15 protein-coding genes are annotated in these 26,023 nt (G+C 57.9%); 3 read left to right on the top strand and 12 right to left on the bottom strand.

Annotation, left to right across the window (positions count from 1 at the left end):
* Window positions 1-3: 3 nt before the first annotated feature.
* On the top strand, window positions 4-7,155 hold the full coding sequence (locus ACQ4OB_RS23090; protein WP_430956507.1) for a TcdA/TcdB pore-forming domain-containing protein: 7,152 nt from the start codon (window positions 4-6) through the stop codon (window positions 7,153-7,155).
* A gap of 70 nt (window positions 7,156-7,225) precedes the next feature.
* On the opposite strand, the gene ACQ4OB_RS23085 is transcribed toward ACQ4OB_RS23090, so the two are convergent.
* Entirely contained in the window at window positions 7,226-7,876 is a 651-nt protein-coding gene (locus ACQ4OB_RS23085) for a hypothetical protein (RefSeq protein WP_074873421.1), read from the bottom strand.
* A 245-nt stretch (window positions 7,877-8,121) separates the two neighbouring features.
* Between ACQ4OB_RS23085 and ACQ4OB_RS23080 the strand changes: the two genes are divergently transcribed.
* The gene (locus ACQ4OB_RS23080; protein ID WP_430956506.1) at window positions 8,122-8,943 is read left to right on the top strand and encodes a hypothetical protein; all 822 of its coding nucleotides are present in this window, start codon (window positions 8,122-8,124) and stop codon (window positions 8,941-8,943) included.
* Between the two features lie 105 nt (window positions 8,944-9,048).
* Here ACQ4OB_RS23080 and ACQ4OB_RS23075 read toward each other — a convergent pair whose 3' ends face one another.
* From ACQ4OB_RS23075 to prmA, 8 genes are all read right to left on the bottom strand, one after another.
* The gene (locus tag ACQ4OB_RS23075) at window positions 9,049-9,645 is read right to left on the bottom strand and encodes a MarC family protein (protein WP_007937197.1); all 597 of its coding nucleotides are present in this window, start codon (window positions 9,643-9,645) and stop codon (window positions 9,049-9,051) included.
* 64 nt (window positions 9,646-9,709) lie between these two features.
* The gene (locus ACQ4OB_RS23070) at window positions 9,710-12,487 is read right to left on the bottom strand and encodes a hybrid sensor histidine kinase/response regulator (RefSeq protein ID WP_102615691.1); all 2,778 of its coding nucleotides are present in this window, start codon (window positions 12,485-12,487) and stop codon (window positions 9,710-9,712) included.
* 99 nt (window positions 12,488-12,586) lie between these two features.
* On the bottom strand, window positions 12,587-13,882 hold the full coding sequence (purD, locus tag ACQ4OB_RS23065) for a phosphoribosylamine--glycine ligase (protein WP_076028797.1): 1,296 nt from the start codon (window positions 13,880-13,882) through the stop codon (window positions 12,587-12,589).
* A gap of 153 nt (window positions 13,883-14,035) precedes the next feature.
* The gene (purH, locus tag ACQ4OB_RS23060) at window positions 14,036-15,643 is read right to left on the bottom strand and encodes a bifunctional phosphoribosylaminoimidazolecarboxamide formyltransferase/IMP cyclohydrolase (protein ID WP_076028796.1); all 1,608 of its coding nucleotides are present in this window, start codon (window positions 15,641-15,643) and stop codon (window positions 14,036-14,038) included.
* 82 nt (window positions 15,644-15,725) lie between these two features.
* The gene (fis, locus tag ACQ4OB_RS23055) at window positions 15,726-16,046 is read right to left on the bottom strand and encodes a DNA-binding transcriptional regulator Fis (RefSeq protein WP_007907419.1); all 321 of its coding nucleotides are present in this window, start codon (window positions 16,044-16,046) and stop codon (window positions 15,726-15,728) included.
* Window positions 16,043-17,053 carry a tRNA dihydrouridine synthase DusB gene (gene dusB / locus ACQ4OB_RS23050; protein ID WP_008153758.1) on the bottom strand — a complete coding sequence of 337 codons (1,011 nt, stop codon included), beginning with the start codon at window positions 17,051-17,053 and terminating at the stop codon, window positions 16,043-16,045. Before dusB ends, fis begins: the two co-directional genes overlap by 4 nt.
* A gap of 185 nt (window positions 17,054-17,238) precedes the next feature.
* Window positions 17,239-18,447, bottom strand: coding sequence for a DUF3426 domain-containing protein (locus tag ACQ4OB_RS23045; RefSeq protein ID WP_074873427.1), 1,209 nt, complete (start codon window positions 18,445-18,447; stop codon window positions 17,239-17,241).
* 30 nt (window positions 18,448-18,477) lie between these two features.
* Window positions 18,478-19,356, bottom strand: coding sequence for a 50S ribosomal protein L11 methyltransferase (gene prmA / locus ACQ4OB_RS23040; protein ID WP_074873429.1), 879 nt, complete (start codon window positions 19,354-19,356; stop codon window positions 18,478-18,480).
* A 189-nt stretch (window positions 19,357-19,545) separates the two neighbouring features.
* On the opposite strand from prmA, the gene ACQ4OB_RS23035 reads away from it, so the two are divergent.
* The gene (locus ACQ4OB_RS23035) at window positions 19,546-23,520 is read left to right on the top strand and encodes a dermonecrotic toxin domain-containing protein (protein ID WP_430956505.1); all 3,975 of its coding nucleotides are present in this window, start codon (window positions 19,546-19,548) and stop codon (window positions 23,518-23,520) included.
* A gap of 81 nt (window positions 23,521-23,601) precedes the next feature.
* Here ACQ4OB_RS23035 and accC read toward each other — a convergent pair whose 3' ends face one another.
* From accC to aroQ, 3 genes are read right to left on the bottom strand one after another with little or no spacing between them, the layout of a single operon-like run.
* Window positions 23,602-24,957 carry an acetyl-CoA carboxylase biotin carboxylase subunit gene (accC, locus tag ACQ4OB_RS23030; protein WP_074873432.1) on the bottom strand — a complete coding sequence of 452 codons (1,356 nt, stop codon included), beginning with the start codon at window positions 24,955-24,957 and terminating at the stop codon, window positions 23,602-23,604.
* Window positions 24,958-24,974: 17 nt separating this feature from the next.
* On the bottom strand, window positions 24,975-25,436 hold the full coding sequence (gene accB, locus ACQ4OB_RS23025; protein WP_008153753.1) for an acetyl-CoA carboxylase biotin carboxyl carrier protein: 462 nt from the start codon (window positions 25,434-25,436) through the stop codon (window positions 24,975-24,977).
* A 48-nt stretch (window positions 25,437-25,484) separates the two neighbouring features.
* Complete coding sequence (aroQ, locus tag ACQ4OB_RS23020) at window positions 25,485-25,937, bottom strand: type II 3-dehydroquinate dehydratase (RefSeq protein WP_074873434.1); 453 nt, start codon at window positions 25,935-25,937, stop codon at window positions 25,485-25,487.
* Window positions 25,938-26,023 lie beyond the last annotated feature (86 nt).

Here is a 26,023-nt window from a genome sequence, read left to right as displayed (position 1 = left end):
ACATTGAGCCTGTTCGATGGGGGAGTGGCTGTCAGCTTTTTACATATGGATATGAAAATGAAAAGTACAACTGGCGAAACGCTAAATCAGACTGACACTTTCCCCACGCCGTTTGATCGCAGCGAACTGGAGTTCGCGTTGAGCGGTTTCAAAGATATGCCGGCGCATGCAGCGGCCTTGCGTTACTTCGACGGTGCTACCGAAGCGTCGACTCTTGACGCTCAACTGACGGCGATAAGTCTATTGAAGGAAACGCTCGAATCAACAAGCCCGAAAGGTTCGGCGGCCACACTGCCAAAAGTCCGGGATAAATTGACGGACTATTTCTTGCGTTTGAGTACAACGGTCGAACTACTGAATACCGGCAAACCCGTCCCTAAAAAGTTGCACTTTGTCTGGGTGGGCGGAGGCATTGGTGCTATTCAGGGAGACTACATCAATGTCTGGAGGCAAATGCTTGCCCCACAGGGTTACAGCCTCAACCTGTGGTATGACAGCGATGCTTTGCTGGCCCATGAGACCAATCGCATTATCGTCGAGTCAGCCAAAGCGCTGGGGGCGATATCTGCGCCACAAGGCGCCGTCGATACGTCTGCTGCGCTGGCTCGCCGTTACATCGAGCGAACTCGAGTGTTGCGACAGCAGATGTTCGAGCATATCCAGACGGTCACACGGGCGGGCGGTAGCGCCGATCAGGCGCGAATTGATCTTTTGGTCAGTGCCTATGGCCAGGATGAAGGTGCGCTCAAGGCGCTCAAAGCCCGCAACCTTCAATCTCTGCAACGCCTGGAAATGACTCATCGAGACATACACGTAGAGCTTATCGATCAACCGTTGTTCGATATTTATGAGCGCGAAATCTCGTTTCGCACCAACTTGGCGGCTGCATCCGATATCACACGTTTACAAGTTCTGAATAGCGAGAGTGGAACCTATCTTGATGCTGATTTGCTGCCGTCTCTGCATAAAGTGCTCGGTGGAGTGGACCTCGCCGCCTTCAGTGCCGAAGAACGTATAGGTGTGATGCAGGTATTGTTCGATTACAACCCGACACTACTTCCGAATCGGGGACAGGCCTATGCAGATTTTCGCCCCAAGGTGCCCGAACAACACCGAGAGGCGATAACTGCATTTGCCAAAAGCGCGCCGTCCCTCAGCGATATTTTTGCCCCGTTCAATGACGTCATGGTTGCGTCGAACGGCCTGCGTGTCGGTAATAAAAACGCGCCTGATTCGATGGCGAATCAAATCAAGACGCCGTTCAACGGATTATCCAATGCCCTGTTGAGTGGTCATGCAGGTTCTGCACAACTCGCCGCCGTTATGGAAAAAATTCGCAGCAACTATCAATTCCTGGATCGGGTAGTTGCGCAGGCCTTGAGCAGCAATGTATCGCTTCAGGATCGCCAGGCATTTCCCGATCTGATTATCCGGGAGATGGAGAAACAACACGGTCCGATTTCAAGCTGGAACTCGAATCTGCAAAGCCTCAACAGTTTTTTGCAGGCGATCAATGACTATGATGCCGACGGGATCAGATTCGGTGCCCAGTCGGCCATTGCAATGAGCGGGCCGACGGCGGTGTCCAGCGGGTTGAGTGACTTTGTCGACGACCATGCGGTGCTTGAAAGCCGCCAACAGATCAGTGACAAGGTTGACCTGTTCGACGGCTTTAACCTCGCCACCGAAGAAGAAACCCATCACAGCTGGAAAGACAATGCCAAAACTGAGGCGGCCTGGTTCGAGCTTGAGACAACAAAAGCGAGCCAGGGCGGCTATAAGGCCCATTTCAAAGGCAACATCACGGAGCTGCTGAAAGGTCAGCTCATGACGTTTGAAAAGGGTTGGCCTGTGATTGAGGGCCGCCCGGTTTTACAGACCGACATCCTGCAGCAATTGATGGATGACCTGGGAACCCCCTTTATCCGGGCCATGAACGAAAAACTTAGCGGCGACCTGAGCTTCGATAAGCCTTGGTCCCTGAGCTTCGATGAGCGTCAGCGGATCCTGGCGCAAGTCCCTGTCGAACTTCCGGTATCGCACGGTTTTGAGCCGATCGGCAATCTGAATGAAATGATCGTTCGCATTGGCCACGACTCTCTGCCGCTTGATCAGTTGAGCCCGGTGCATCGGGTGTTACTCGGCGGGCTGTTCGGTGCGCAGACGCTGGATAATGCCGGATTCGACGATGCCTGGCAGCACACCCGAGCCCTTGCGCAGAGCTCCACCGATCTGGGTTTCGCCCAGCGTTATCTGGCCATCGAGCAGGCTTTGCTCACACGCAGGCATCCCGCATTCGAAGCCGGTTTTGCAGCTGCCCAGGCAATGGGTGAGCCATCGAAGAACAGCGCTCAAGTGCTCAAGGCCCTCGCGTTCGAGAAACCGCTGACCTTGCGCCAATGGGGCGAGCACACGGCCCGTATCAGGTTTCAGGCCCAACATGAGCTGCGTCAACACATCTTCCAGCGCAGCGCCACGGTGCTGGAAACCTTCATCGAGCAAGGTGCTTCGACGGGGAGGTTGATGCCTCAGGGTTTACTGGTCAGGGGTGAAGGCGATCCTGGAAGGCGTTGTTATCCGCTGGTATTGGCCATGGCGGCGGCCATCGAAAAAGGCCCCTCGGCTGTGGACGCTTTGAGCGGCAGGTTGGCCAATGCCAACCTTGCGCCCGACGCCAATGAAACCCATGCTTTTCTGCGAACTCTCGATGAGCTGCGAACTGTGCCAATGGCGCGGTTGGGCGTTTTATCAGGAGAGTCCGGGTTGGATCAGGTCCTGCGGACCCTGCAAGCCAGTGCTTCCACCCGCACCTTGATGCTTAACACCGAAAGCCATTCCCTGTTGGTGGCAAAAGTCGTCACTGGCGAGTCGAGTGCCTACCACTTCTACGATCCGAATTTCGGTGTCTTCGGATTCGAACAGGCGCAGGACCTGCACCGTGGTCTTGAGCGGTTCCTGAGCAGCCCTGAGCTGGCCAAACTCTATGAGATCAATCACGTGATGGAAGCGACGTTCAACGTCGTCGACCTCAATGGTCCACGTGTCGCCGATCTGGAGCTTGCGTCGCAGATCAAGGTGTCAGGTTTGCTGAGTCATGATCCGATCAGCATCGGGATAACGGTGGCGCCATGGGAACACCATGCTGAGTTACGGGCCCGTTCATTGGTGGAAAATGCCCGGCTGGGGCGAGGGCTGAGTGAGCTGGACGCCCGCCACTGGGCGCAGCAGATTCAGCACAGCGCTGATCGCCTCCACGCGGAAAGTAGCCTTGGGCGAGACTTTGTTCCGGTGTTCGACAGTGTGCGAGAGGTGTCAGGTGGACACTATGAAATCAGCCTGGTCAATCTCAAGGATCCAACGCGCACCGTCAGGGTGCCAAGCACTGACGGGGTTCTTCCGCGGATCCGCTCCTACCTGACGGAGACTTTCCAGACACTGTCGGTCAAGCCGTCAGTGCCGGGCAGGGTTGACCCGAGCGATGTCAGCGCCGTGCATACCTTGAATGCGGCGTTTACGGTTCAGGCGCTGTTGGTAGCGCTCCAGTCTCATGAGCAAATCAGCGCCATCAATGAAGACCGCAGCCTGACGACAGCAGTGCGAATGCACGGTTACCTCAGTTACGCGCAACTGGCCCATGGCAATCTGCTCGACATCGTGGAACTGGTCAAACTGGTCAGGGTGGCGTTAAACGACGCACCGCTGGTGGCCCGAACCACCTCCTCGGTAGTGGTCAATGCGCTGGGACATATTGCCAGGGATGGTTTGGCCACGGTGATGCAACTGGCTACTCTGGGTTTCGATATCTATCTGCTGGCCAATGCCAAGGACGATCTGCAACAGGCGCAATACGGTACGCAGTTGGCGTTCGATTCCGCGGGGTTGGCACTGACCGCGGCCGGCATAGGCGCCGGCCTGGCAGGTGCCAGTACGGTCGCTGCGTTTCTTGGCGGAGCCGGTGTGATCCTGGGTGGGTTCGCCATTGGCGTCAGTGCGCTGGTTGAAGGGTTCAATGGCACGTTGGAACGAGGGCGGCGGATCGGTCAGTACCTGAACCGCGTCGATAAGGCGTATCGCTCGGGCGGTCACTCGATCAGGGAGGGTGTGTTTTATCCGAATCCTTACGCGGCCATCCGCGAGATTGATTTGCGCAACCAGCGGCTGACGTTTGACAGTCAGGAAATTTTGTCGGCCAACACCTATACGCTGAACCCGCCAGATCAGAATCCTGATCGTTCGAAAGCCATCAACATTCGTCAACACCTCGGGTTGCCGGAGCATGCGGCTATTGGCGATTTGACGACCTTTCAGGCCATTGTCCTGCCGTGCGTGGCCAAGACCTGGTTCGGTTTCGATTACTCGGCCCTGCCGTTTTCGACCACGCGTTCCGAGCATTTTGAAACCGCGCTGAAGCTGGAGTACGACACAGCAGGCAATCGCCAGTTCTGGTTTACCTTTTACAAGTTCCCCTCCGAGTACATCCTGCACAACTTGTATCCGATAGAGGTCGAGACGACGATCAGGGTCTTGCTGGATGAGGAACCGCGGTTGTTGCTGGTGCCCGAGCTGCCCAAGATGTTGCACGGCAAGCTGACCTACAGTGTTGAAGGGGTGGGTGGTCATTGCACGCTGACACTCGCCCCGGGCGTGCGCTCGATCAATCTGTCACAGGCAAAGGCGCGCCCCATGGCCTGGACGCTGCGTGCGCTCTGGTTGAGTGAAGCGGACATCGTTGTCAGCGACGGCTTTTTGAAGGTGGGGGCTATCGACGTTCATGTCATGGGTACACCCGTATTGGTTATCCAGACTTCGCATAACTCGTTTCGAGTTGACTGGGCGAAACGGCAACTGCTGCTCGAAGAGCTGGAGAACGATCCGACTGCCGACACCGCGATGATCCAGGCCCGAGTCAGGAACCTGGCCCGCGCCAATCGTTTAGCCAGCCCATTCACCGCGGTACAGAATTTCCCGGTTCCGTTCGCAGACCCACAAGAACCACAACTCACTACGGCTTTTTATGAGCAGGCCCGTGATCGTTTCATCTACGCTCGCGACCTCCCACCAGCCTTGGCGAACCAAGCCAGGCTGGGCGCGGTTATTGGTGGGCAGGCGTATTTCTATTGCTCCCGGGAAGCACTCATCTGGCGCACTGACGTGGTCACCGGGCAAGTCAATCGATTCTATAGGCTGATGGACCCGGTGCCCGGTTCGAGCATCTCGGTGTTCCAGGTCCTGGGGCAGGGGGTCATTCGGATTGTCCAGCAAGTGACCCAGCGCACCGGGCGTGAAGCCGAGGTGGTCTACCTGTTGGGTGAGGACGAAGTCTTGCTGCTGGCGATTGCAGGTCATTTGACCGAGCGTCAGCAAGACCTGCTGCTCAAGGGCGTGATGCGGGGGTGGTCGAACTTCCTGTGGGATTACGAATTGTTGGTCAAGGACTCCAAGCTTTGGCCTTTGACCCAAGTGAAAGTCGTGGATTATCAGCCAGCGGCGTTTGTCTCGATAACCCCTTTGACACAGGGCAAAAAGGAGTCGCTCAGCACGTGGGTCCGTGCTGCCGATGGCCTGTTGATTCGTCCCGATGTGCCGCAGATTGAGGGGCCGCGCGGCCCGGTCAGCCCGATGTTGCTGACTCCCGCGACCAGGAAGGGTGATACCGTCCTGTTCTTTGACAAGCTCAATCGGACCCTCTATCGCCAGAAGATCGGGATGACCGTCACCGGTGTGGATGCCCAGGCTGAGCGTATCGGGCCCTGGAATGTGATTGAGGTCATCGCTAATGAAAAACGCTACGTTGCGTTGACCAGGGAAGGGCTGTATTTCGATATCAACGAGCAAGGGCAGTCGCAGCTGGCCGGAGTTTCCGAAGACTGGCTAGAGGATGCCAGAGGGCCGTTGGGCATAGGCTTTGAGTTCTGGACCGACGTTAAGGCGCTTGCCACGGCGCATCAAGCGTCGAGCTTTTCGATTCTTGGTCTGGGGAGCGGCGTACGGGATGAAAAGCTGTGTGCCTGGTACGTCGACCATCGATGGCTGATGGCGGATATGGGCCCCGGCAAGGTAATGCAGTTGGTGGCAACGACGCCAGATGAGGAGACGGGCTGGCTGCTGGATGTTTCCGTTGGGCAACTTTACCGCCAAGCGTTCCTTGAGCCTGAAAAACTACCGACACTCTTTGACAATGGTCTGCAGCTTCTGCGGCAGGACCTGTTGCCTGTGCCACAAAAGGTTTGGCCCGAATGGTCTTTTGCACAGGTATGGACACATGGCTCCGGTCTGCGAGGGCGGACGCTTGAAGGGGTTGAACTCGAGATGATGTTCGGTGAACCGGCACGTATCGTCGGCGTCACGGGAGGCTGGGTGCTGGCGCAACAGGGGACGAAAGACCCATACGATGCAAGGGTGAGGCGAGCGTTGAGGGCGCTGGTGAGCAAGTATCCCCACGAAGCATTTGTATCGGTTGGCGGTTACTCGGGCTACCAATGGTATGTCGAGGGTATCGATCGTGTGGTGGGTGAGGTCGATACGAGACTGGAAACCCGACTGCTGGGTGTTCGAAACAAAACTATTGCCTTGTTACATGAAACGCCCACCCAACTGACATACAGCGCTTCGAAGGATGTGTGGCTGGAGAACAGCGTTGCTCGTCGTGAAGACGAGGTACTGATGCTGGAGTTTCAGGGCGAGCTCAATGACGTTATGCCGTTGATACCTGACGACATTACCCAATTGATCTTGAGTTATGGGCCGAAAGCGATCAGCTGCAGCCTATCGAGCACTGCCTGGCAGCGGCTTGAATGCATTATGGTTGATTGTCGTCGTTCGTTGAGCGCTGAGTCACAGATGCCAGGCACGTTGATTCTGGATACCGGGGCGCAGGATGCGTGGCGGGTCAGTCTGGTTGAAAATAAGTTGCTGTTTACCGACCCGAATACCGGACACAGCCTGATCCTGCTCAACCATTCCGACAGTTTGACTGAGCGCCGTGCGATGAGCCTGAGTCTTCAGGTTCATGGCACCACAATGACCGTAACCCTTGATGAGTTCGTGCAGGCACTGGCCAGCGATGGCAAGGACAGGCAGCTTGCCGCGCTAATGACGAAGGAGGGCATGACGTTGTTGATGACCCGGCAGAGTGAAGCAATCGTACAAGTCTGATTCCCGCGTTCGGCGTCGCCCCTTCACATGTTCAAACGTGTGAAGGGTTTTTTTATGTGTGCGAGGCGGTTTATGGATTTACCTTCCTCAAGGTAAATCGCTTCATGACTTGTTCACGGAGCTTGGTCTCCATAAGCGGTCTTTTTGTGTCGAGTATGGCTCTGTTCAATTTGAGAAAGGCACTCTGTTGAACGAGATTCGCCGATTGCTTTTCCCAGGACCAAAACAAGAAGCCGTTCTTTGTTTCATTGGCAACCAACTCGAGGTTGAAAACGGCTATATGGAGATTTCTACTTGAGTCATAACGCGCAGGAAGCACTTGAAATCGACGCCCTTTAAGGCTCTCGTCGTCCAATGAGCGCACGGCGCCAGTGTCTGGTCGCAAGGCGTCGAGGGTGTCAATCATGGCATTTGCTTGCTGGGAGTCGTTCAGGGCTTGAGCTTTGCGCACCAGAAAATCGGCAACGCTGCCAGAAACATCAAAACGTATTCGTGTCGTAATGGCACCTTCATGGAGCGACCAGCCGAGAAACATGAGAGTGCGAACATATTCATCCAGCCAGTATTGTGAGTTGGCAAAGCGATTATGGACGAGGTCGGCAGACCGTGTGGCAATGTGCGTACAATCGGTTAAATCGTCAAAGTCTTGCAGAGTAAGTTCGCCGATGCATGAAATAAGATTGGGGCCTGTCACCATGCCGGATGGTAGTGTGTTGTTCATAAGTAATGCCTGTTAAAAGAAATAATAGTTCCTGGTGAGGATATTGCACGGCTGTGCAATGTTCGCAGCTTACAATGACGAGTGTTAGTGCTGGCTTTATATGTGTGTGAAGTTTTCTCTCGGTCGTGGCGTCGTGCTTGTACATATATGGAAATTGATTGTGGTTTGTTTGTCTGCATAGGGTGCGTTAGATTCGTTTTGCCCTAATTGGGGTGCTTATTAACTTATTGAATGGAATGTTTGATATGGATGTTATTGAAAGTGCTGTTAATGTTGAAAAATGTACTGCTTTAGTTAAAGCGCGTATTAGTCGGCGGCTGTCTGAGCAACCTGTAATTCGTATGCGGTCTTTTGTGGCAGCAGACGCTTCGAGCCCGACCAAAGAGCTGGATGCGGTCGTGCTGGCCAATACGCTGGTGGGGTATGGCGAAAATATTACGCTGGAAAATATGGCGATCATTGAGAACCTGATCAAGTTTTCGAAGCTGGAAGCAAGTTACGAAGTTCCAGGCGACGACCCTGAAGCGTGGTATCTCGCTTTCCTGAAATGCATGGATGAAGCAGGGTGCTTCGTGGCGGATTCCGGCTACACCGTTTATCAGAAGAGTTCCCATCAATTGACCATGGATAACATCGTTACCGACATCGTCAAGGCCGGTATGGATGCAGCGAAAGCCGCGATTCCGGGGGCTGCCGTACTCAACGCAGTTGCCAATTCGACATTGAATGCCGTGAAGGAGGAACCGGAAGCGATCACTTTGTTCAATCGCGAAGTTACAGGCAGTAAAGGTGTCAGGCTGGCGGTGATGCCATGTGATCAATTGACCAATGGCATTATCGTAACTTCGTTGGCATCAATCGACAGCGTGGGCGGTAGTAACGAAACCACCCCCCTCTTTTTTAATTGGAGAACTTCGCATCTCGATATCTTTCGCGGAAGTTCTTTTATTACCTTTAACCCAATTCGTTATGCTGGACTGAAGAATGAGCTGGAAGCGTACTTGGGTCAGTATTACAAGCCGCTGCTGCAGAAACGCTTCAATCGCCGCAGAAATGCTCCGGAGTAAGTAATCAACACCAGACAACAACGTAATCTATCGAGTCGCCCGTGCGGACCCGTATGCCGGCTGGTGTGGCAGGGGAACGGCCTGGAAGGCCGCCCCTAAGCCGATTCAGGGAACCAGATAGCCCTTCACCCCGGTAAAGATGATCTGCGCCGCCAATGCGCAGACGAACAACCCCATCAACCGGCTGACGATCTGCAAACCCTGGTCACCGAGAATCCGCTCGATGCGGTTGGACAGGTAAAGCACCACGCCGACGGTAAAACTGGCCAGGGCAATGCTCAGAATGGCCGTGAGTTTGTCGTCCCAATGAGGCTGACTCACGCCCATCACCAGCAAGGCGCCGATGGTGCCGGGGCCGACTGTCAGGGGAATCGTCAGCGGGACGATGGTCACGTCCTGCTGCACGTTGTCGGTCTGCACTGCCGACTTGCCCTGCGCCATACCCAACGCCGAGATGAACAACACACTGCCGGCGCCGATGCGGAACGCGTCCACGGTGATGCCGAAGACACTGAAAATCACTCGTCCGAACAGGTACAGCAAGACGCTGGAGACCAGTGTGGCAGTCGCCACTTTCCAGGCCAGACGGCGTTGTTCCTTGCGCGAATATCCGCGGGTCAGACTGATGAAACAGGACAACACGAAGAACGGGCTGTAGAGCACCAGCATCTTCAGGTAAACGCTGAACAACACGTGGAGCATGGTGCAAGCTCACTGGCGAGGGAAGTCGAGGAGGAGTCTATCAGGCGCTGCGGGGTCTGTCGGCTCAGGACGTTTGAGTCGCTGCCCGGATTTGCTGATCACGCTGGGCAACCCAATGCTCGATCAATTCACGCAACTGCGACAGTTCCACCGGTTTGGCCATGTGCCCGTCCATGCCGGCCTGGCGCGCGCGCTCTTTGTGTTCGGCAAGAATGTGCGCAGTCAAAGCCACCACCGGCGTGCGAATCCGCTGATTGCCGACTTCCCAGGCACGCAGTTGCTGGGTGGCGGAGAAGCCGTCGAGGATCGGCATTTCACAGTCCATCAGCACCAGGTCATAGCGCTGGGCCTTCATCGCCATCAGCGCTTCCTCACCATTGCTGGCGGTGTCCGGTTGCAGGTTGAGCTTGCCCAGCATGCCGCGAATCACTTTGGTCGAGATGCTGTTGTCTTCGGCCACCAGGATGCGGAAATCGCTTGGCACCTTGACCGGCAAGGTCGGGCCGGTGGGCAGGTGCTGCGAGATGGAGAGGCCCTTGTTTCGCTGGTTCAGCTCGTCGGCCAATGTCGTCTTGAGGGTGTAACCGGCCACCGGTTTGGCGAGGATGCGTTTGATCCCCGAGTTGCGCGCGATGATCTTGCTCGGCGCATTGCTGATGCCGGTGAGCATGATCAGCAGGATGTCGTGGTTCAGGCTCGGATCTTCCTTGATCTTGGCCGCCAGTTGCATGCCGGTCATGCCGGGCATGTTCTGGTCCAGCAGGACCACGTCGAAGTAATCACGCAAGTGAGCCTTGGTGCGCAGCAGCGCCAGCGCTTCCTTGCCGGACGCTACGGAGCTGACATTAAGGCCCCAGGCGGTGCACTGTTGCATCAGCACTTTGCGACACGTGTCGTTATCGTCTACCACCAATACCCGTGCACCCTGCAACGGGCCATCAAGGTCAGACGTCGGGTGTTCGAGGCGGTCGGGGTCCAGCGGCAGGGTCAGCCACAAGGTGCTGCCCTGATTGGCGCCGCTCTTGATCCCGAACTCACCGTGCATCAAGCGAATCAGCTGACGGGCGATCACCAGCCCCAGGTTGCCTCCCAAGCGGTTGGCCGAGAGGAAGTGCTTGCTGTGCAGTTCGGCGTGCATCAATGCATCGCGCTCTTCGGCGTCCATCGGCTCACCGCTGTCCTGCACGGCAATGCGCAAGCGCGGTTTGGCGCTGCGCTCATCGAGCGCGACAACGATCAGGATTTCGCCTTCGTCGGTTTTCTTCAGGGCGTTTTCCAGCAGGCTCAGCAGGGTCTGGCGCAGGCGCGTCGGATCACCGCTGATGACGCGTGGCACTTGCGGCTGGATAAAACTGATCAGCTCGACGTTCTGCTGTTCGGCCTTGGCGCGAAAGATGCTCAGGCAATCTTCGATCAGCGCGTTGAGGTCGAATTGCACATCGTCCAGTTCGATCTGCCCGGATTCGAGCTTGGAGATGTCGAGAATTTCGTTGATCAGTGTCAGCAGTTCGTTGCCGGCACTGTGGATGGTCTGTACATAGTCGCGCTGCTTGACCGAGAGTGGCGTGCCCAACAGCAGCTCGGTCATGCCCAGCACGCCATTCATCGGGGTGCGGATTTCGTGGCTGATTTTTGCCAGGAATTCGGCCTTGGCGTTGATCTCGGCGTTGCTGGCGGCCAGGTCGCGGCTGATGCTGAAACGGGCTTCGGTGATGCTGCGCTGACGTTCGCTCAAGGCAATGCTCATCAATATGCCGCTGATGCAGATCAACCCCAGCAGCGTCATGATCAAGCCCTGCGGTGCGACCAGGGTCAATCCCAGCAGTGCCGGCAACATGATCAGAGTGCCAATGTTGAACACCACCATTGCCGCGACGAACAGGCGCGCCGGGCGATAGCCTTTTTGCCAGTGATAGGCGCTGACGAACAACATGCTCAGGCCTGCCAGGGCGACCAGGGCGTAGGTCATGATGTTCAGCGGCAGCGTGTTGACGAACAGCAGAAGCAAGCCGCAGACCACGATAAACAGAATGTCCCCCAGCAGCAGCTTGTTCAGCGGGTGCGGGCCGAGTGGGGTGAAGAAGCAATAGGCGAACATCAGGCCGCACGGCGCCGTCAGCAGCAGGGCGAGGTAGGCGCCGGGGGTCTGTACCGCGTGCCAGTTTGGCAGCCAGGGTCCTGCCAGGTTCAGCAACAGCAACAGGCTGAGCATCAACAAGGCTTCGCACCCGGCCAGCCAGAGACTGCTGCGTGAGCGGGTATAGGCATAGCGGACGAGGCTGTGCAGGATCAGCATCGCGATACAACCGAACAACATTCCGAAGATCAGCGTCTGATTCTGGTTGGCCGCGGTCATGACCGCCGACTGCAGGGTGATGTGAGGCCTCAACTGATGGTCGGAGACCAGTCGCAGGTAAACATCGAGAGGTTTTTCGTTTTGTGGCAGCGGCAACATGAAGTCGCTGCTGGGCAGTGGCCGTTCAGCCTGGGGCTGGCGGGTGCCGGTGTTCTGTTGCTCAATCAGCGTGTCGCCGTCCAGCACATACAGATTGAGGTGCGACAGGTCGGGCGCGAATACCCGCAGCAATTGCTCATGCTTGCCGGGAGCGAGCCTGAAGCGCAGCCATAACGCACCATCAGGCTCGGCGGCGGTGAGGCGGTCGAGTTCAATGGGGCTGAATTGATTGGTGTAGCGAGCGGAACGGATGTCGCTGAGCTGCAGGTCCCCCTGTTCGTCGAGCAATACCGCCCAGCCACTGCCTTGCGCGGCCTGGGCCGGGAGCATGCAGAGCAAGGTCAACAGAGTGACGGTGAATCCTATGGCGATCCTGAGCCAGCGCACGGCGAAATCCCTTCGTAGGTTAATGCCAAAGTATAACTATGCGCGGCGCCGGAATAGTCAGGCAAGGGCAGCAAGCCCTCGCCTGGCCGGATGGATGGCTTATTCCTGACTCTCGCCACGCTCGCGGGCAATGGCGCGATAGCCAATGTCCTTACGGTAGAAGCAGCCTTCCCAGTCGATTTTAGCCGCCAGTTTGTAAGCCTGCTGCTGGGCTGCATCGACGCTGGTGCCCATGGCGGTTGCGCACAGCACCCGACCACCGGCGGTCACTACTTGACCGTCCTTGAGCGCAGTACCGGCATGGAAGACTTTGCCTTCCAGTGTCGCGGCTGCGTCCAGGCCGTTGATGGCAACACCTTTGGCGTAGTCACCCGGGTAACCGCCAGCGGCCAATACAATACCAACGCTCGGACGTGGATCCCATTGTGCTTCGACCTTGTCCAGGGCTTGTGCCAGCGCCGCTTCGACCAGCAACACCAGGCTCGACTGCAAACGCAGCATCACCGGTTGGGTCTCAGGGTCGCCGAAACGGCAGTTGAATTCGATGACTTTTGGGTTACCAGCCTTGTCGATCATCAGGCCGGCGTAGAGGAAGCCCGTGTAAACATTGCCTTCCTCGGCCATGCCGCGCACGGTTGGCCAGATCACCAGGTCCATGACGCGCTGATGCACGTCAGCGGTCACGACCGGGGCAGGGGAGTAAGCACCCATGCCGCCAGTGTTCGGACCTGTGTCACCGTCGCCGACGCGTTTGTGGTCCTGGCTGGTGGCCATCGGCAATACGTTCTTGCCGTCGACCATGACAATGAAGCTGGCTTCTTCGCCGTCCAGGAACTCTTCGATCACCACGCGCGAACCGGCATCGCCGAATGCGTTGCCCGCGAGCATGTCGCGTACGGCGTCTTCGGCTTCGGTCAGCGTCATGGCAACGATCACGCCTTTACCGGCGGCCAGGCCGTCGGCCTTGATCACGATCGGTGCGCCTTTTTCACGCAGATAAGCCAGGGCAGGCTCGATCTCGGTGAAGTTCTGGTAGTCGGCGGTCGGAATCTTGTGGCGCGCCAGGAAATCCTTGGTGAAGGCTTTCGAACCTTCCAGCTGGGCAGCGCCAGCGGTTGGACCGAAGCAATCCAGGCCGCGGGCGCGGAACAGATCGACGACACCCGCGACCAGCGGCACTTCCGGACCGACGATGGTCAGGGAAACGTTTTTCTCGGCGAAGTCTGCAAGCTGCTCAAGGGCCAGCACGTCGATCGCGACGTTCTCGCACTTGGCTTCAATGGCGGTGCCGGCGTTGCCCGGGGCAACAAAAACCTTCTGCACGCGCGGATCCTGAGCCACTTTCCAGGCCAGGGCGTGTTCACGGCCACCGCTGCCAATGATCAAAACATTCATTTCAAAAACCTCGGATGACGCTAATTCTGTTGAGCGCCGCGGAGGCGCTTTTCTATGGGAGCTGGCCTGCCGGCGATGCAGACAACTCGGTTTATCAGCTAAACCGAGGGGATGCTATCGCTGGCAGGCCAGCTCCCACAGTTGATCGTGTAGTTAGTGACGGAAGTGGCGCATGCCGGTGAAGACCATGGCAATGCCGGCTTCATCGGCAGCGGCAATCACTTCCGCATCACGCATCGAGCCGCCCGGCTGGATCACCGCTGTGATACCGACCTTGGCCGCGTTGTCCAGGCCGTCGCGGAATGGGAAGAACGCGTCGGAGGCCATCACCGAACCTGCCACCTGCAAACCAGCGTGTTCAGCCTTGATCGCAGCAATGCGCGCGGAGTTCACGCGGCTCATCTGGCCAGCGCCGACACCGATGGTCTGGCGGTTCTTGGCGTAGACGATGGCGTTGGACTTAACGTATTTGGCGACTTTCCAGGCGAAGATCAGGTCATGGATCTCTTGCTCGGTCGGGGCGCGTTTGGTCACGACTTTCAGGTCGTCGGCCCCGATCATGCCGATGTCGCGGCTCTGTACCAGCAGGCCACCGTTGACGCGTTTGTAGTCCCAGGCAGCCGCGCGATCAGCCGACCACTCGCCGCAAGCCAGCAGGCGCACGTTGGCTTTGGCCGCCACGATAGCGCGAGCTTCTTCACTGACGGACGGGGCAATGATCACTTCGACGAACTGACGCTCGACGATGGCCTTGGCGGTTTCAGCATCCAGTTCGCGGTTGAACGCGATGATGCCGCCGAACGCCGATTCGGTGTCGGTGGCGTAGGCCAGTTCGTAAGCCTGGCGGATACCGCCCTCGGCATCCGGGCTCACGGCCACGCCGCACGGGTTGGCGTGCTTGACGATCACGCAGGCCGGTTTGACGAAGCTCTTCACGCATTCCAGCGCGGCATCGGTGTCGGCCACGTTGTTGTACGACAGCTCTTTGCCTTGCAGTTGGGTGGCGGTGGCGATACCGACTTCGGCTGGTTTGGCTTCCACATAGAACGCCGCGCTCTGGTGCGGGTTCTCGCCGTAGCGCATTTCCTGAGCCTTGACGAACTGGCTGTTGAAGGTGCGTGGGAACTCGCTGCGACCGGAGGTCGAGAGCGTTTCAGCAGCCTGGTTCACGGTGCCCATGTAGTTGGCGATCATGCCGTCATAGGCGGCAGTGTGTTCGAAGGCCTTGAGCATCAGGTCGAAACGCTGAGCGTAGGTCAGGCCGCCGGCCTTGAGGCTTTCAAGAACGTTGGCGTAGTCGCTGGCATTCACCACGATGGCCACGTCTTTGTGGTTTTTGGCAGCCGAACGGACCATGGTCGGGCCGCCGATATCGATGTTTTCGATGGCGGTCGGCAGGTCGCAGCCTGGTTTGTTGATGGTGGCTTCGAACGGGTACAGGTTGACCGCTACCAGATCGATCGGCTTGATGCCGTGCTCGTTCATGATGGCGTCGTCGATCCCGCGACGACCGAGGATCCCACCGTGGATTTTCGGGTGCAGGGTTTTCACCCGACCGTCCATCATTTCTGCGAAACCGGTGTAATCCGCGACTTCCACTGCGGCAACCCCGTTGTCGCGCAGCAGCTTGAACGTTCCGCCGGTGGAGAGGATCTCGACGCCCAGGGCTTCAAGCTCTTTGGCGAATTCGAGGATCCCGGTCTTGTCGGAAACGCTGATCAAGGCGCGGCGGATCGGCAGGCGGGTAGTCTGGTCGGTCATTTCAATTTCCATCAAAAGCAAGGGAAGTCAGCAAAAAAGGCGACCGTTTTTACGCGGGCGCCTTTCTGGTTTGATTGAATGCTTACAGCAAATCGTACTGCTTGAGTTTCTTGCGCAGCGTGCCTCGGTTCAGTCCGAGCAGCTCACTGGCCTTGGTCTGGTTGCCCTTGACGTAGTTCATCACGCACTCGAGCAGGGGAGCCTCGACTTCGGAAAGCACCAGGTTGTACACATCCGTGACGGCAGCGCCCTCAAGGTGGGCGAAATAATTGTGCAGCGCCTTCTCGACACTCCCGCGAAGGGTCTGACCTTCTTCGCTCGGGGTATTGAGGTGCTGTTTCAAATTCACGTTGTCGCTCACGGGTGTTGTTCCACTCACTAAAGTCTCGGTCATCATCGTCATGCGGCCACCTCGTCTCCGTCCCCTGTCAGGCTCTTGTAACGTTCGGCGAAGAAGCCCTGAACGTTGGCGCATTGTGCTTCCGTATCTTCCAAACGATTGAAGTGGGCGCGAAACTCCCTGGCGCCCGGCAAGGTTGCGAGATACCAGCCCACATGCTTTCGAGCAATGCGTACGCCCATGACGTCTCCATAGAAGACGTGCAGCGCGGCCAGATGCTCAAGCAGAATGCGTTCCACCTCGATCAGTTCCAGTGCCGGGAGTTTCTCGCCGGTACGCAGAAAATGATCGATCTCACGAAAAATCCACGGCCGCCCCTGGGCAGCCCGGCCTACCAGCAGGCCATCGGCACCGGTCGCATCGAGCACGTACCGGGCCTTCTCGGGTGAATCGATATCGCCATTGGCAAACACCGGAATCGACACGGCCTGCTTGATCGCGGCGATGGTGTCGTACTCGGCTTCGCCGGTGTACAGGTCGGCACGGGTTCGGCCATGAACCGCCAACGCCGTAATGCCTGCCTGCTCGGCGATCTTCGCCACGGTCAGGCCGTTCTTGTTGTCCCGGTCCCAGCCGGTGCGGATCTTCAGGGTGACCGGCACATCAACCGCGGCCACTACGGCCTGCAGGATCTCGGTCACCAGTGCCTCATCCTTCAACAGCGCGGACCCGGCGGCCTTGTTGCAGACCTTTTTCGCCGGACAGCCCATGTTGATATCAATAATCTGTGCGCCAAGCTCTACGTTGGCCCTGGCCGCATCCGCCAGCATCTGTGCATCACCACCGGCGATCTGTACCGAGCGGGGCTCGGGATCACCTTCGTGGATCATGCGCATCCGCGATTTGCGGGTGTTCCACAAGCTCATGTCGCTGGTGACCATTTCCGAGACTACAAGTCCTGCGCCCAGTCGCTTGCACAGCTGACGAAAGGGTTGGTCTGTGACCCCCGCCATCGGGGCGAGAATCAAGCCGTTGTGCAATGTGTAAGGACCGATGCGTACCGCCGACATAGGACTTCCCTGTTGTGGGGTCGGATCATGAGAGTTCGAAAAAGGGTTGGCATGATACCCGCTCTCGATGACTGGATAAAGGCTGAATTGAACAAATTCTGAACAGTTACTCTGTTATCGCCAGCGGTTTGATATGAGCGGTCAGAGTCGCAAATTGGCCGTCAATGCCGTAACACTGAACCGTTTCACTCGGGCGAATGGAAGCTCAGGCTGTAATTCACCGCTTTTGAGCCTGGATCGAGGATATCCAGCGCGATGTGGATCGGCGTTTGCGGGGGCATTTCCGCCATCCCTTCGAGATCACCATTGAGGTACTCGCCGGGCTTGAAGCGCCGGCTGGCGATCAGGTGGCCGTTGAGGTCGGCAAAACGCAGCTCCAGCAGCGGGAAAGGCTGGGAGAAGGGCGCGCGATTGTAGATGATCGCGTCAACTACCAGTGCGCCCTTGAAGTCCGGGTGGCTGCGGACCACCAGGTTGCTGCTTTTGATTTTGGCGATGTCGACTTTGGAAGGCACGGTGCAGCCGATGTGCGGGCACAGTTGCTGGAACCACGGACGGTACTGGTCCTGGCGTGCCAGCTCGTCAAAGTGGTAGGCGACGTATTGACCGGCGAGGCCGGCGACGCCGAGCAGAATCAGCAGCAGCCAGAAAAAGCGTCGACCCCAGGGCGAGCGGCGCTTTTGCCAGTCCAGTTGCAGTGGGTCATCGGTCAGGTCTTGCAGGGCTTCGGCGCGGGCCGCCGGCCCACGTTTTTTGCGCGCAGGCTCGATCGATGGCAGGTCATCGTTGATGTGGTCGGTCGCCGACAGGCGTTCGTGATGCAGTGGCGCATCGAGTGGATCGTGCAGGCGCAGCTGTGGCGGCACATGTTCATCGTCCAGCTCTACCGGTTCCAGGGACAGCGAAGGTTCGGTGCGCGAGTATTTGCCCGGATCGAGTTCCAGCTCTGGCAAGTCGGTTTCAGTGGTCTGCGCGCGATCGGCGGCCGATTCGCTGAACAGGCTGTCGGGCCACGGTTTTTCTTCGTGCTCGACGGTGTCCCGGCTGGCACTCAGGTTGTCTTCGCGCTGTCGGCCGAATTCGGTGGTCGGCTGGATTTCCCGTTGTTCGAGGCGGGCTAGCTCTTCGTCCAGGTCCAGGCTGTCCAGATCCAGTTCGGCTGCCGACCATTGCTTTTGGCTGATGGCCCGCGGCTCCGGCGGTTCGACGATGGCCGGGGCGGCCGGCGTGATCGCGTCCTTGTCGGTCCGTTGTTCAAGCAGCTGCTTGGCGGCGTTGAACACCTGCAAGCACGAGCCGCAACGAACCACTCCACGGGCCACGCTCAACTGAGCATGGCTGACGCGGAAGCTGGTTTGACAATGCGGGCACTGGGTGACGAAGCTGTCGGTCATGCGGCAATCCGGTATATGCAGGCGTTCATTCTAGCGCCGACGGCCAGTGATGCGCACCCAGCCATCGCGATTGGCGATCGGGTCCAGGTCGAAGTCCTCGGCGTAAGCCCTGGCGACTTCTTCACCTTGCTCGGCAAGGATCCCCGACAGCGCCAGGCGACCGCCGGGCTTGACCAGGCTGGACAGCTGCGGCGCCAGGGAAACCAGCGGGCCGGCAAGAATGTTGGCCACCAGCACATCGGCCTGAACCTGCGGCAAATCTTGCGGCAGATACAGCGGGAAGAGTGTTTCGGCAATGTTGTTGCGCCCGGCATTATCGCGGGAGGCTTCCAGGGCTTGCACGTCGATATCGGTACCGACGGCTTCCTTGGCGCCCAGCAGCAGGGCGGCAATCGCCAGAATCCCGGAGCCGCAGCCGAAGTCCAGAACATTGCAGTCTTTCAGGTCCTGGCCGTCGAGCCATTCCAGGCACAGCGCGGTGGTCGGGTGGGTGCCGGTGCCGAACGCGAGGCCCGGATCCAGCAGCAGATTTACCGCGTCAGGCTCTGGCGCGGCGTGCCAGCTTGGAACGATCCACAGGCGCTGGCCAAAGCGCATCGGCTGGAAACCGTCCATCCAGCTGCGTTCCCAGTCCTGGTCTTCGATGACTTCGCTGTGATGCTCGGGCAGCGGGCTGCCGGTCAGCAACTCAAGGTGGGCCAGTACGGTGGCGGCTTCGGTGCCACCTTCGAACAGGGCCAGCAGGTGCGTGTGTGACCACAGCGGGGTGGTATTGAGTTCCGGTTCGAAGATCGGCTGATCTTCAGCGTCCATGAAGGTCACCGATACGGCGCCGACTTCAAGGAAAGCATCTTCGTAGGTTTCGGCTTGTTCCGGGCTGATGGCCAGACGTACTTGCAGCCAAGGCATGGCGGGCACCTTTGAAAAAAATCCGTGGGGCAGCCCAAGGCTGCAAAGGGGCGCAGTTTACGCCAGGTCGCCAGCAAAGTGGACAAGCCAGTTTCCTGTTACAGATTCCATGCCTGGATATACATATGTAAGGCTTGCACGTGTTTGTCGGCGAATAGAGTGAAAGCTCATTTTGCAGGAACGATAGTGATGGATTACATGACGGATCAACAAGAGATCGTAAACGATGAGGCGCTGCCAGTTGTTCCTCCGGCGGGCACGGTACAAGCGGTTCTATTGAGGTTGACGCAATGGCAGGCACTGATCGACAGGCGCTTGCGCAGTCAGCTGACCTTGCTGGAAGCAATGGAACGGTTCGCGTTGGTTGAACTGCGTAGCCACTACCCGCAAGGCAACATCGATGCAAACTTCATGACCTCCCTGGTCAATGCGGTGCTGCAACAGATCATCGACCGCAAACCATTGGTTTTCCTGCCAATGCTGGATGCGCCGTACCGCTGGCCAGGCGGGGCGGACCTGGCGCTGCCGGCGGATCGCCGTGAGGTGGTGATCAAGACTGTGGCAGCGGTGGCTTCGTATTTTGTCGATCAATACAAGCAATACCTGCGCGAACACTGGGAAACCACGGGGCAGGGCACCGGCTTTGACCGCCTGCTGGCGCGAAAGCTCAAGCGCTGCATCATCGCAATTGATAAAACCTTCCGATCCGACCGACTGACTGGCCTGAAGGCCGATCAGTTGCGAGACAGGCTTGAAAAGCTTCAGGAGACCAACGTCCGAAGGTATCGTCTGACCGCGCTGGCAACATCCCGGGAGCGCAAGAATCTTGAGGCGATCTCATTCTCACAGTTGCCTCATTGGCTGCAGGTGCTGAGCGAACCTGACCGGGATCAGTTGGGCGACTATCAGGAACAGGCGACACAGGCCCAGGGATTGGTGGATGAATTGCTCGATGGTTACGGCTCGTTGCAGGCTTATGCACGGCAGCAAGCCATAGACTACATCCGGCTCAAACTGGATATGGAAGTTGAGCCGGACAGCATTCAGGTGCAGTTAATGTGGCGGTCGGCTGTAGGTCAGCCGATCCAGACCCGCAGCCTGAGCGAACTGTTGGCGGCAGGACCGATAAGAGAGGATTGCGCGTCGGTGCTCAAGGTGAGCGAAGATATTTCATTGCGCAACCAGTCCCTTGAGCCGGCGTTCATCAGCGAAATGTTGTCGGGTCAGGATTACCCGGCGCAATACCTTCAGGCGCTGGTGGAACAATACGGTCGTGAAGACTTGAAAAGCGCCATGGTCGACTGGTTCACGGTGCGACTCAGGCAAAGCGCATTTATTGCACGCTGCGCGGGTCATATGACCTTGGCCGAGCATGACCAGCTCGAAAAACTATGGCACAGCAATGCTTCCGCACAACCGTCGACAAGTCTGCATGTAGCCGGCCTGACCCTGCCAAACGCCATGAAGTGTGCCGACCTTTTGCTGTTCTACCGCGAAGGCGCAGGAGGTGAAGTTAGTGATTTTCTGCTGTATGCCCCCAACAAACCGGACGGTCAGGAGTGGATCCGGTTGGCTACGCCCAAAGCCCTGAGCTGGGAGGTTGGGGGGTGGACCCGGGACGAGGCCGGTCGCGAGTATCTGTTGCAGCAACTCTCACCGGACGACCGTCGCAGAGCACGCGAGTACTTTGTCGGCGTCTCGGCCAAGCCGGGCCTTTGGGATATCAGTCGCGATCTCAGGAGGCCGGCAGCGGCGTTTGTCGATTGCGTTGGGGATGCCGTATTGACGGGCCTGGCTAATAATCTGGCGCAGGTCGAACAGGACCATTCGCCTCGCTGGTATTCGACGCTCTCGCTTGATGCCCGGCGCAGTATCAGCAGCCTCAACCAGGAGTTTGTGGTGCATCAGCAGGTCTTCAACGATCTGCTGGCAGAATATGAGGTCTTCATTGATTTTGCCAAACGCACTGTCGCCCAGGGAGTCACACCTTATCTGCGCAGCAAGGGGGTGCTGGAACCGGTGGACCCGGCAACGGTGCTTGTCGATTACAACCCGGGACTCTTCGATGGCAGTTCACAGGTGGCCAGCCTGCTGGACCTTGCCATCCGCGGATACGATGACAACTGGGGAATAGACCATCCAAAAAGAGGTGTGCGCTCGTCGGTCGGTCAGGACTTGAGCCTGGTTCGCAGTGCCGATCTGGCGTTGTACATCCGCACAGCCTATCTGGGTGAGAAGTACGCCAGCGAGATTCGTGGCCGGTTTCTTGACTCGCGTGACTCTAAATACTATGAGCGCCGATATGCCTATCTAAACGTGCTGCTGTCGAAAATGGACCGTGACCTGCGTGTGGCCAGAAGCAAGGCTCAACTGAGCGACAAGGTGTTCTCATCACTCATTCGGCAAGTCACGCGGTTGAGCGCCCCGGTGGCCACCGTTGATGGATCTGTGTCGAGCGTAGTAACGAGCGATGGCGTGATCAAGTTCACCATCCGTGGTCATGTCGTGTTGGGCGTGTACGTGTTTGCCCTTTTCGATCCCGACGGTTCCTATTGGTTGTACACGCCGGACGCCCCCGACGGCGTTACATTCCGCGAGTATCAGGGGTTGCGCGGTGAGACCGCAGCACAATTGCATGACTACGTGATGGCGCGGGTGGCGAACTCCGCGCGGCAAACAGTCCAGCGATCCCTGCAGGCGCTGGCGGCGAACAACATGACTGTTGATACGCTGTACGAACATCAGCGTGTGGGCGACGCCAGGGCCGAGTTCAATGCTTACATCGAACGTTCCGTCACTGATGTGGAAGACATCACAACCAGTCGTGCCGAGATGATCAAAAACCAGGTGTTCAAGGGGCTGATGTTGGGGGCTGTGCCTTTTTGCATGGTTTTTTCTCCTTTTGCCTTGCTGATGGACATCGCGTTTATCGCCATCAGCACCGAACAGGCAATCAAGGCACATCGGGAAGGCGACACGCAGGGCGCACTCGGTCATTGGCTGGTCGCGTCCTGGGGCGCGCTGTTCGCCGTGGTCGGCGCCCGCAGTGCCGGCAAGTTGCTCGGGCGAGCGCTCACGAACCTGAAACACGCGACTCGGCCAGTCTCATTGCTGACTCAGCGCCTCAAAAGTACGGCGCCGCTGGCTGTCAGGGAAACGTTGCCTGTGAGTCGGACGCTGCGCCTCAAACCAAAGCAGGCGGTCAGCAGGGCGCCAGAGAGTCTGGAGAAGGTCACCGACGAAGGCATTTTTTACGGCACATGGCGCAGACCGGCCAGCGCAACACAACCGCAACCCGCTTACTACATACGCAGTAAGGGCAGGTACTACCAGGTTAAGAAAAGCCCTCACTTTGATGGCTTGTGCCTGGTCGACGCCAGTCGTCCTGCAGCGATCTACAATCCACCCGTACGTCTGACGGCGGCTGGCAAGTGGGTACATGACAAGGTCGGTCTGAGGGGAGGCAACGGTAGAGTCCGCAACCTCGGCAGCGTGGACAATCTGCGAAATGCTTTTCCCGGGCGCGTCGAACCGGTAGTCAACAGGGGGGCGATGCAGGGGGAAGCCGTTGTGGCGCGCTTCGCGGCAGGGGCGATGGATAACTATCTGTTTTCGCTAAATGCACAGACGTGCGTGATCGCATCGCTGTACAACCCGACCACGAAAATCGGTGCTGTCATTCATTTCGATCACAATATTCGCGCGTTGATCGAGCGCAGTCTCAAGGATGTGATGCAGCGTCTCGGCGGGACGGCGAAGGATATTCGCAGCACCTTGGTGGGCGGGGACTGGCTGACAGGAACCGACATCGGCGGTCAGGTCAGAAGCGTGATGAGGCAGCAAGGCTTGCAGCCGGCCTGGGATTACTGGTCGTATTCTTCTTGCCTGGGCAACAACTACGCGGTTTCGCTGAATTTGAGCAGTGGTGTCACCACCGTATTCAAGACATCCATCAGGCAGGTCGACCGTTATTACACCCCCATCCTGAGGCGCGCGGGACAAGGTACCGGCCCGGTATCAGGGCGGGCGGATATGTTCATGAGGCGTTTTCGTCAAAAGCCGCTGCACGAGAATGCATCCGGTGTTGTGGTCGATTCGAGTAACCGGCCGGCGAGTCCGGAAAGGGTCGAAGGGCAGGCCTTCGCTATGGTGTTGCTGAGCTGATCCGCTCATTTCCGTGGTGAAAAACCATAAAAAAACCCCGGTTCAAATGAACCGGGGTTTCTATTTGCATCGTTTGCTGCCTTACGACTGTTTGGCCAGCTTGTGTTCCAGGTAGTGGATGTTGATTCCACCTTTGCAGAAGCCTTCATCGCGGACCAGGTCACGGTGCAGCGGGATATTGGTCTTGATCCCGTCGACAACGATTTCGTCCAGCGCATTGCGCATGCGCGCCAGGGCTTCGTCACGGGTTGCGCCGTAGGTGATCAGCTTGCCGATCAACGAGTCGTAGTTCGGCGGAACGGCATAGCCACTGTACAGGTGCGAATCAACGCGAACGCCATTGCCGCCTGGTGCGTGGAAATGCTTGACCGTGCCTGGGCTCGGCATGAAGGTTTTCGGGTCTTCGGCGTTGATTCGGCATTCCAGTGCATGACCGCGGATAACCACGTCTTCCTGGGTGTACGACAGCTTGTTGCCAGCGGCGATGCTGAGCATCTCCTTGACGATGTCGATGCCGGTGACCATTTCCGAAACCGGATGCTCAACCTGAACGCGGGTGTTCATTTCGATGAAATAGAACGCGCCGTTCTCGTACAGGAACTCGAAAGTACCCGCACCACGGTAGTTGATGTCGATGCAAGCCTTGACGCAGCGTGCGAGGACTTCAGCCCGTGCCTTCTCGTCGATGCCCGGTGCCGGCGCTTCTTCGAGAACCTTCTGGTGACGACGTTGCAGCGAGCAATCGCGGTCGCCCAGATGGATGGCGTGGCCCTGGCCGTCGGAAAGTACCTGGACTTCCACGTGGCGTGGGTTGGTCAGGAATTTTTCCAGATAGACCATCGGGTTGCCGAACGCCGCGCCAGCTTCGGAGCGGGTCAGTTTCGCCGAGGAGATCAGGTCTTCTTCTTTATGCACAACGCGCATGCCGCGACCACCGCCGCCGCCAGCGGCCTTGATGATCACCGGATAACCGACTTCGCGACCGATGCGCAGGGCCGTTTCTTCGTCTTCCGGCAACGGGCCGTCGGAACCCGGAACGGTTGGAACGCCAGCCGCGATCATGGCGTGCTTGGCCGATACCTTGTCGCCCATCAGGCGAATGGTGTCGGCTTTCGGGCCAATGAAGGCGAAGCCGGAGTTCTCGACCTGTTCAGCGAAATCAGCGTTTTCCGCAAGGAAGCCGTAGCCAGGGTGAATGGCGGTAGCGCCAGTCACTTCAGCCGCGGCGATGATTGCCGGGATGTGCAGATAAGAATGCGCGGCCGAGGCCGGGCCGATGCAGACGGATTCGTCTGCCAGACCCAGGTGCATCAGCTCTTTGTCAGCCTTGGAGTAAACGGCGACAGTCTTGATGCCCATCTCTTTGCAGGCACGCAGGATCCGCAGGGCGATCTCACCGCGGTTGGCGATCAGAACTTTTTCCAACTTCGCAGTCATCAAAGTTTCTCCGCGGTTCAAACGATGGTGAACAGCGGTTGGTCGTACTCAACCGGCTGGCCGTCTTCGACGAGGATAGATTCGATCACACCGCTGGATTCAGCTTCGATGTGGTTCATCATCTTCATGGCTTCGACGATGCACAGGGTGTCGCCTTTCTTCACGGTCTGGCCGACTTCAACGAAGGACGGCGAGGATGGCGAAGATTTGCGATAGAAGGTACCGACCATAGGCGAACGGGCAACGTTGCCGTTCAGAACTGGCGCGGCCGGAGCAGCAGGTGCGGCGGCGGCAACCGGGGCAGCAGCAACAGGCGCCGGCGCCGGAGCATGCATTGGAGCCGGTGCGTAGTACTGCTGAGCCGGGGTCTTGCTGTGACGGCTGATGCGTACGGACTCTTCGCCTTCCTTGATCTCGAGCTCGTCGATGCCGGACTCTTCCAGCAGTTCGATCAGTTTCTTAACTTTACGGATATCCATGAATCATCAACTCCCAAGGGTCGGTCAGGGGCGTTTAACGCTTGTAGTTCAAGTCGTTGCCTGTGTTTCAAGCTGTTCTAGCGCAGCCTCCAGGGCCAGTCGATAACCGCTGGCGCCAAGGCCGCAGATCACTCCCACCGCTACGTCGGAGAAGTAAGAGTGATGGCGGAAAGGTTCGCGTTTGTGCACGTTAGACAAATGCACTTCGATGAATGGGATGCTCACCGCCAGCAGCGCGTCACGTAATGCGACACTTGTGTGTGTAAAAGCTGCTGGGTTGATCAGAATGAAGTCCACACCTTCGCTGCTGGCAGCGTGGATGCGGTCGATCAATTCGTACTCGGCGTTGCTTTGCAGGTGCAGCAAATGGTGGCCGGCTTCACGGGCACGGCGTTCCAGGTCCTGGTTGATCTGCGCCAGTGTCGTAGCGCCATAGGTGCCCGGTTCACGGGTGCCGAGCATGTTCAGGTTGGGTCCGTGCAGAACCAGTAGCGTCGCCATCTGCTGTTCCTCGTTGTCTGTGTGCAATTGTCAGAACCCGGCGACTATGCCGCAAAGCCTTTGTGACTGTCCAGTTCTATGCAATA

Source organism: Pseudomonas sp. ES4 (assembly GCF_050586665.1).
Lineage (GTDB): Bacteria > Pseudomonadota > Gammaproteobacteria > Pseudomonadales > Pseudomonadaceae > Aquipseudomonas > Aquipseudomonas frederiksbergensis.
Note: the sequence above shows the minus strand (reverse complement) of the source record. Positions and strands in the feature narration are given on the sequence as shown.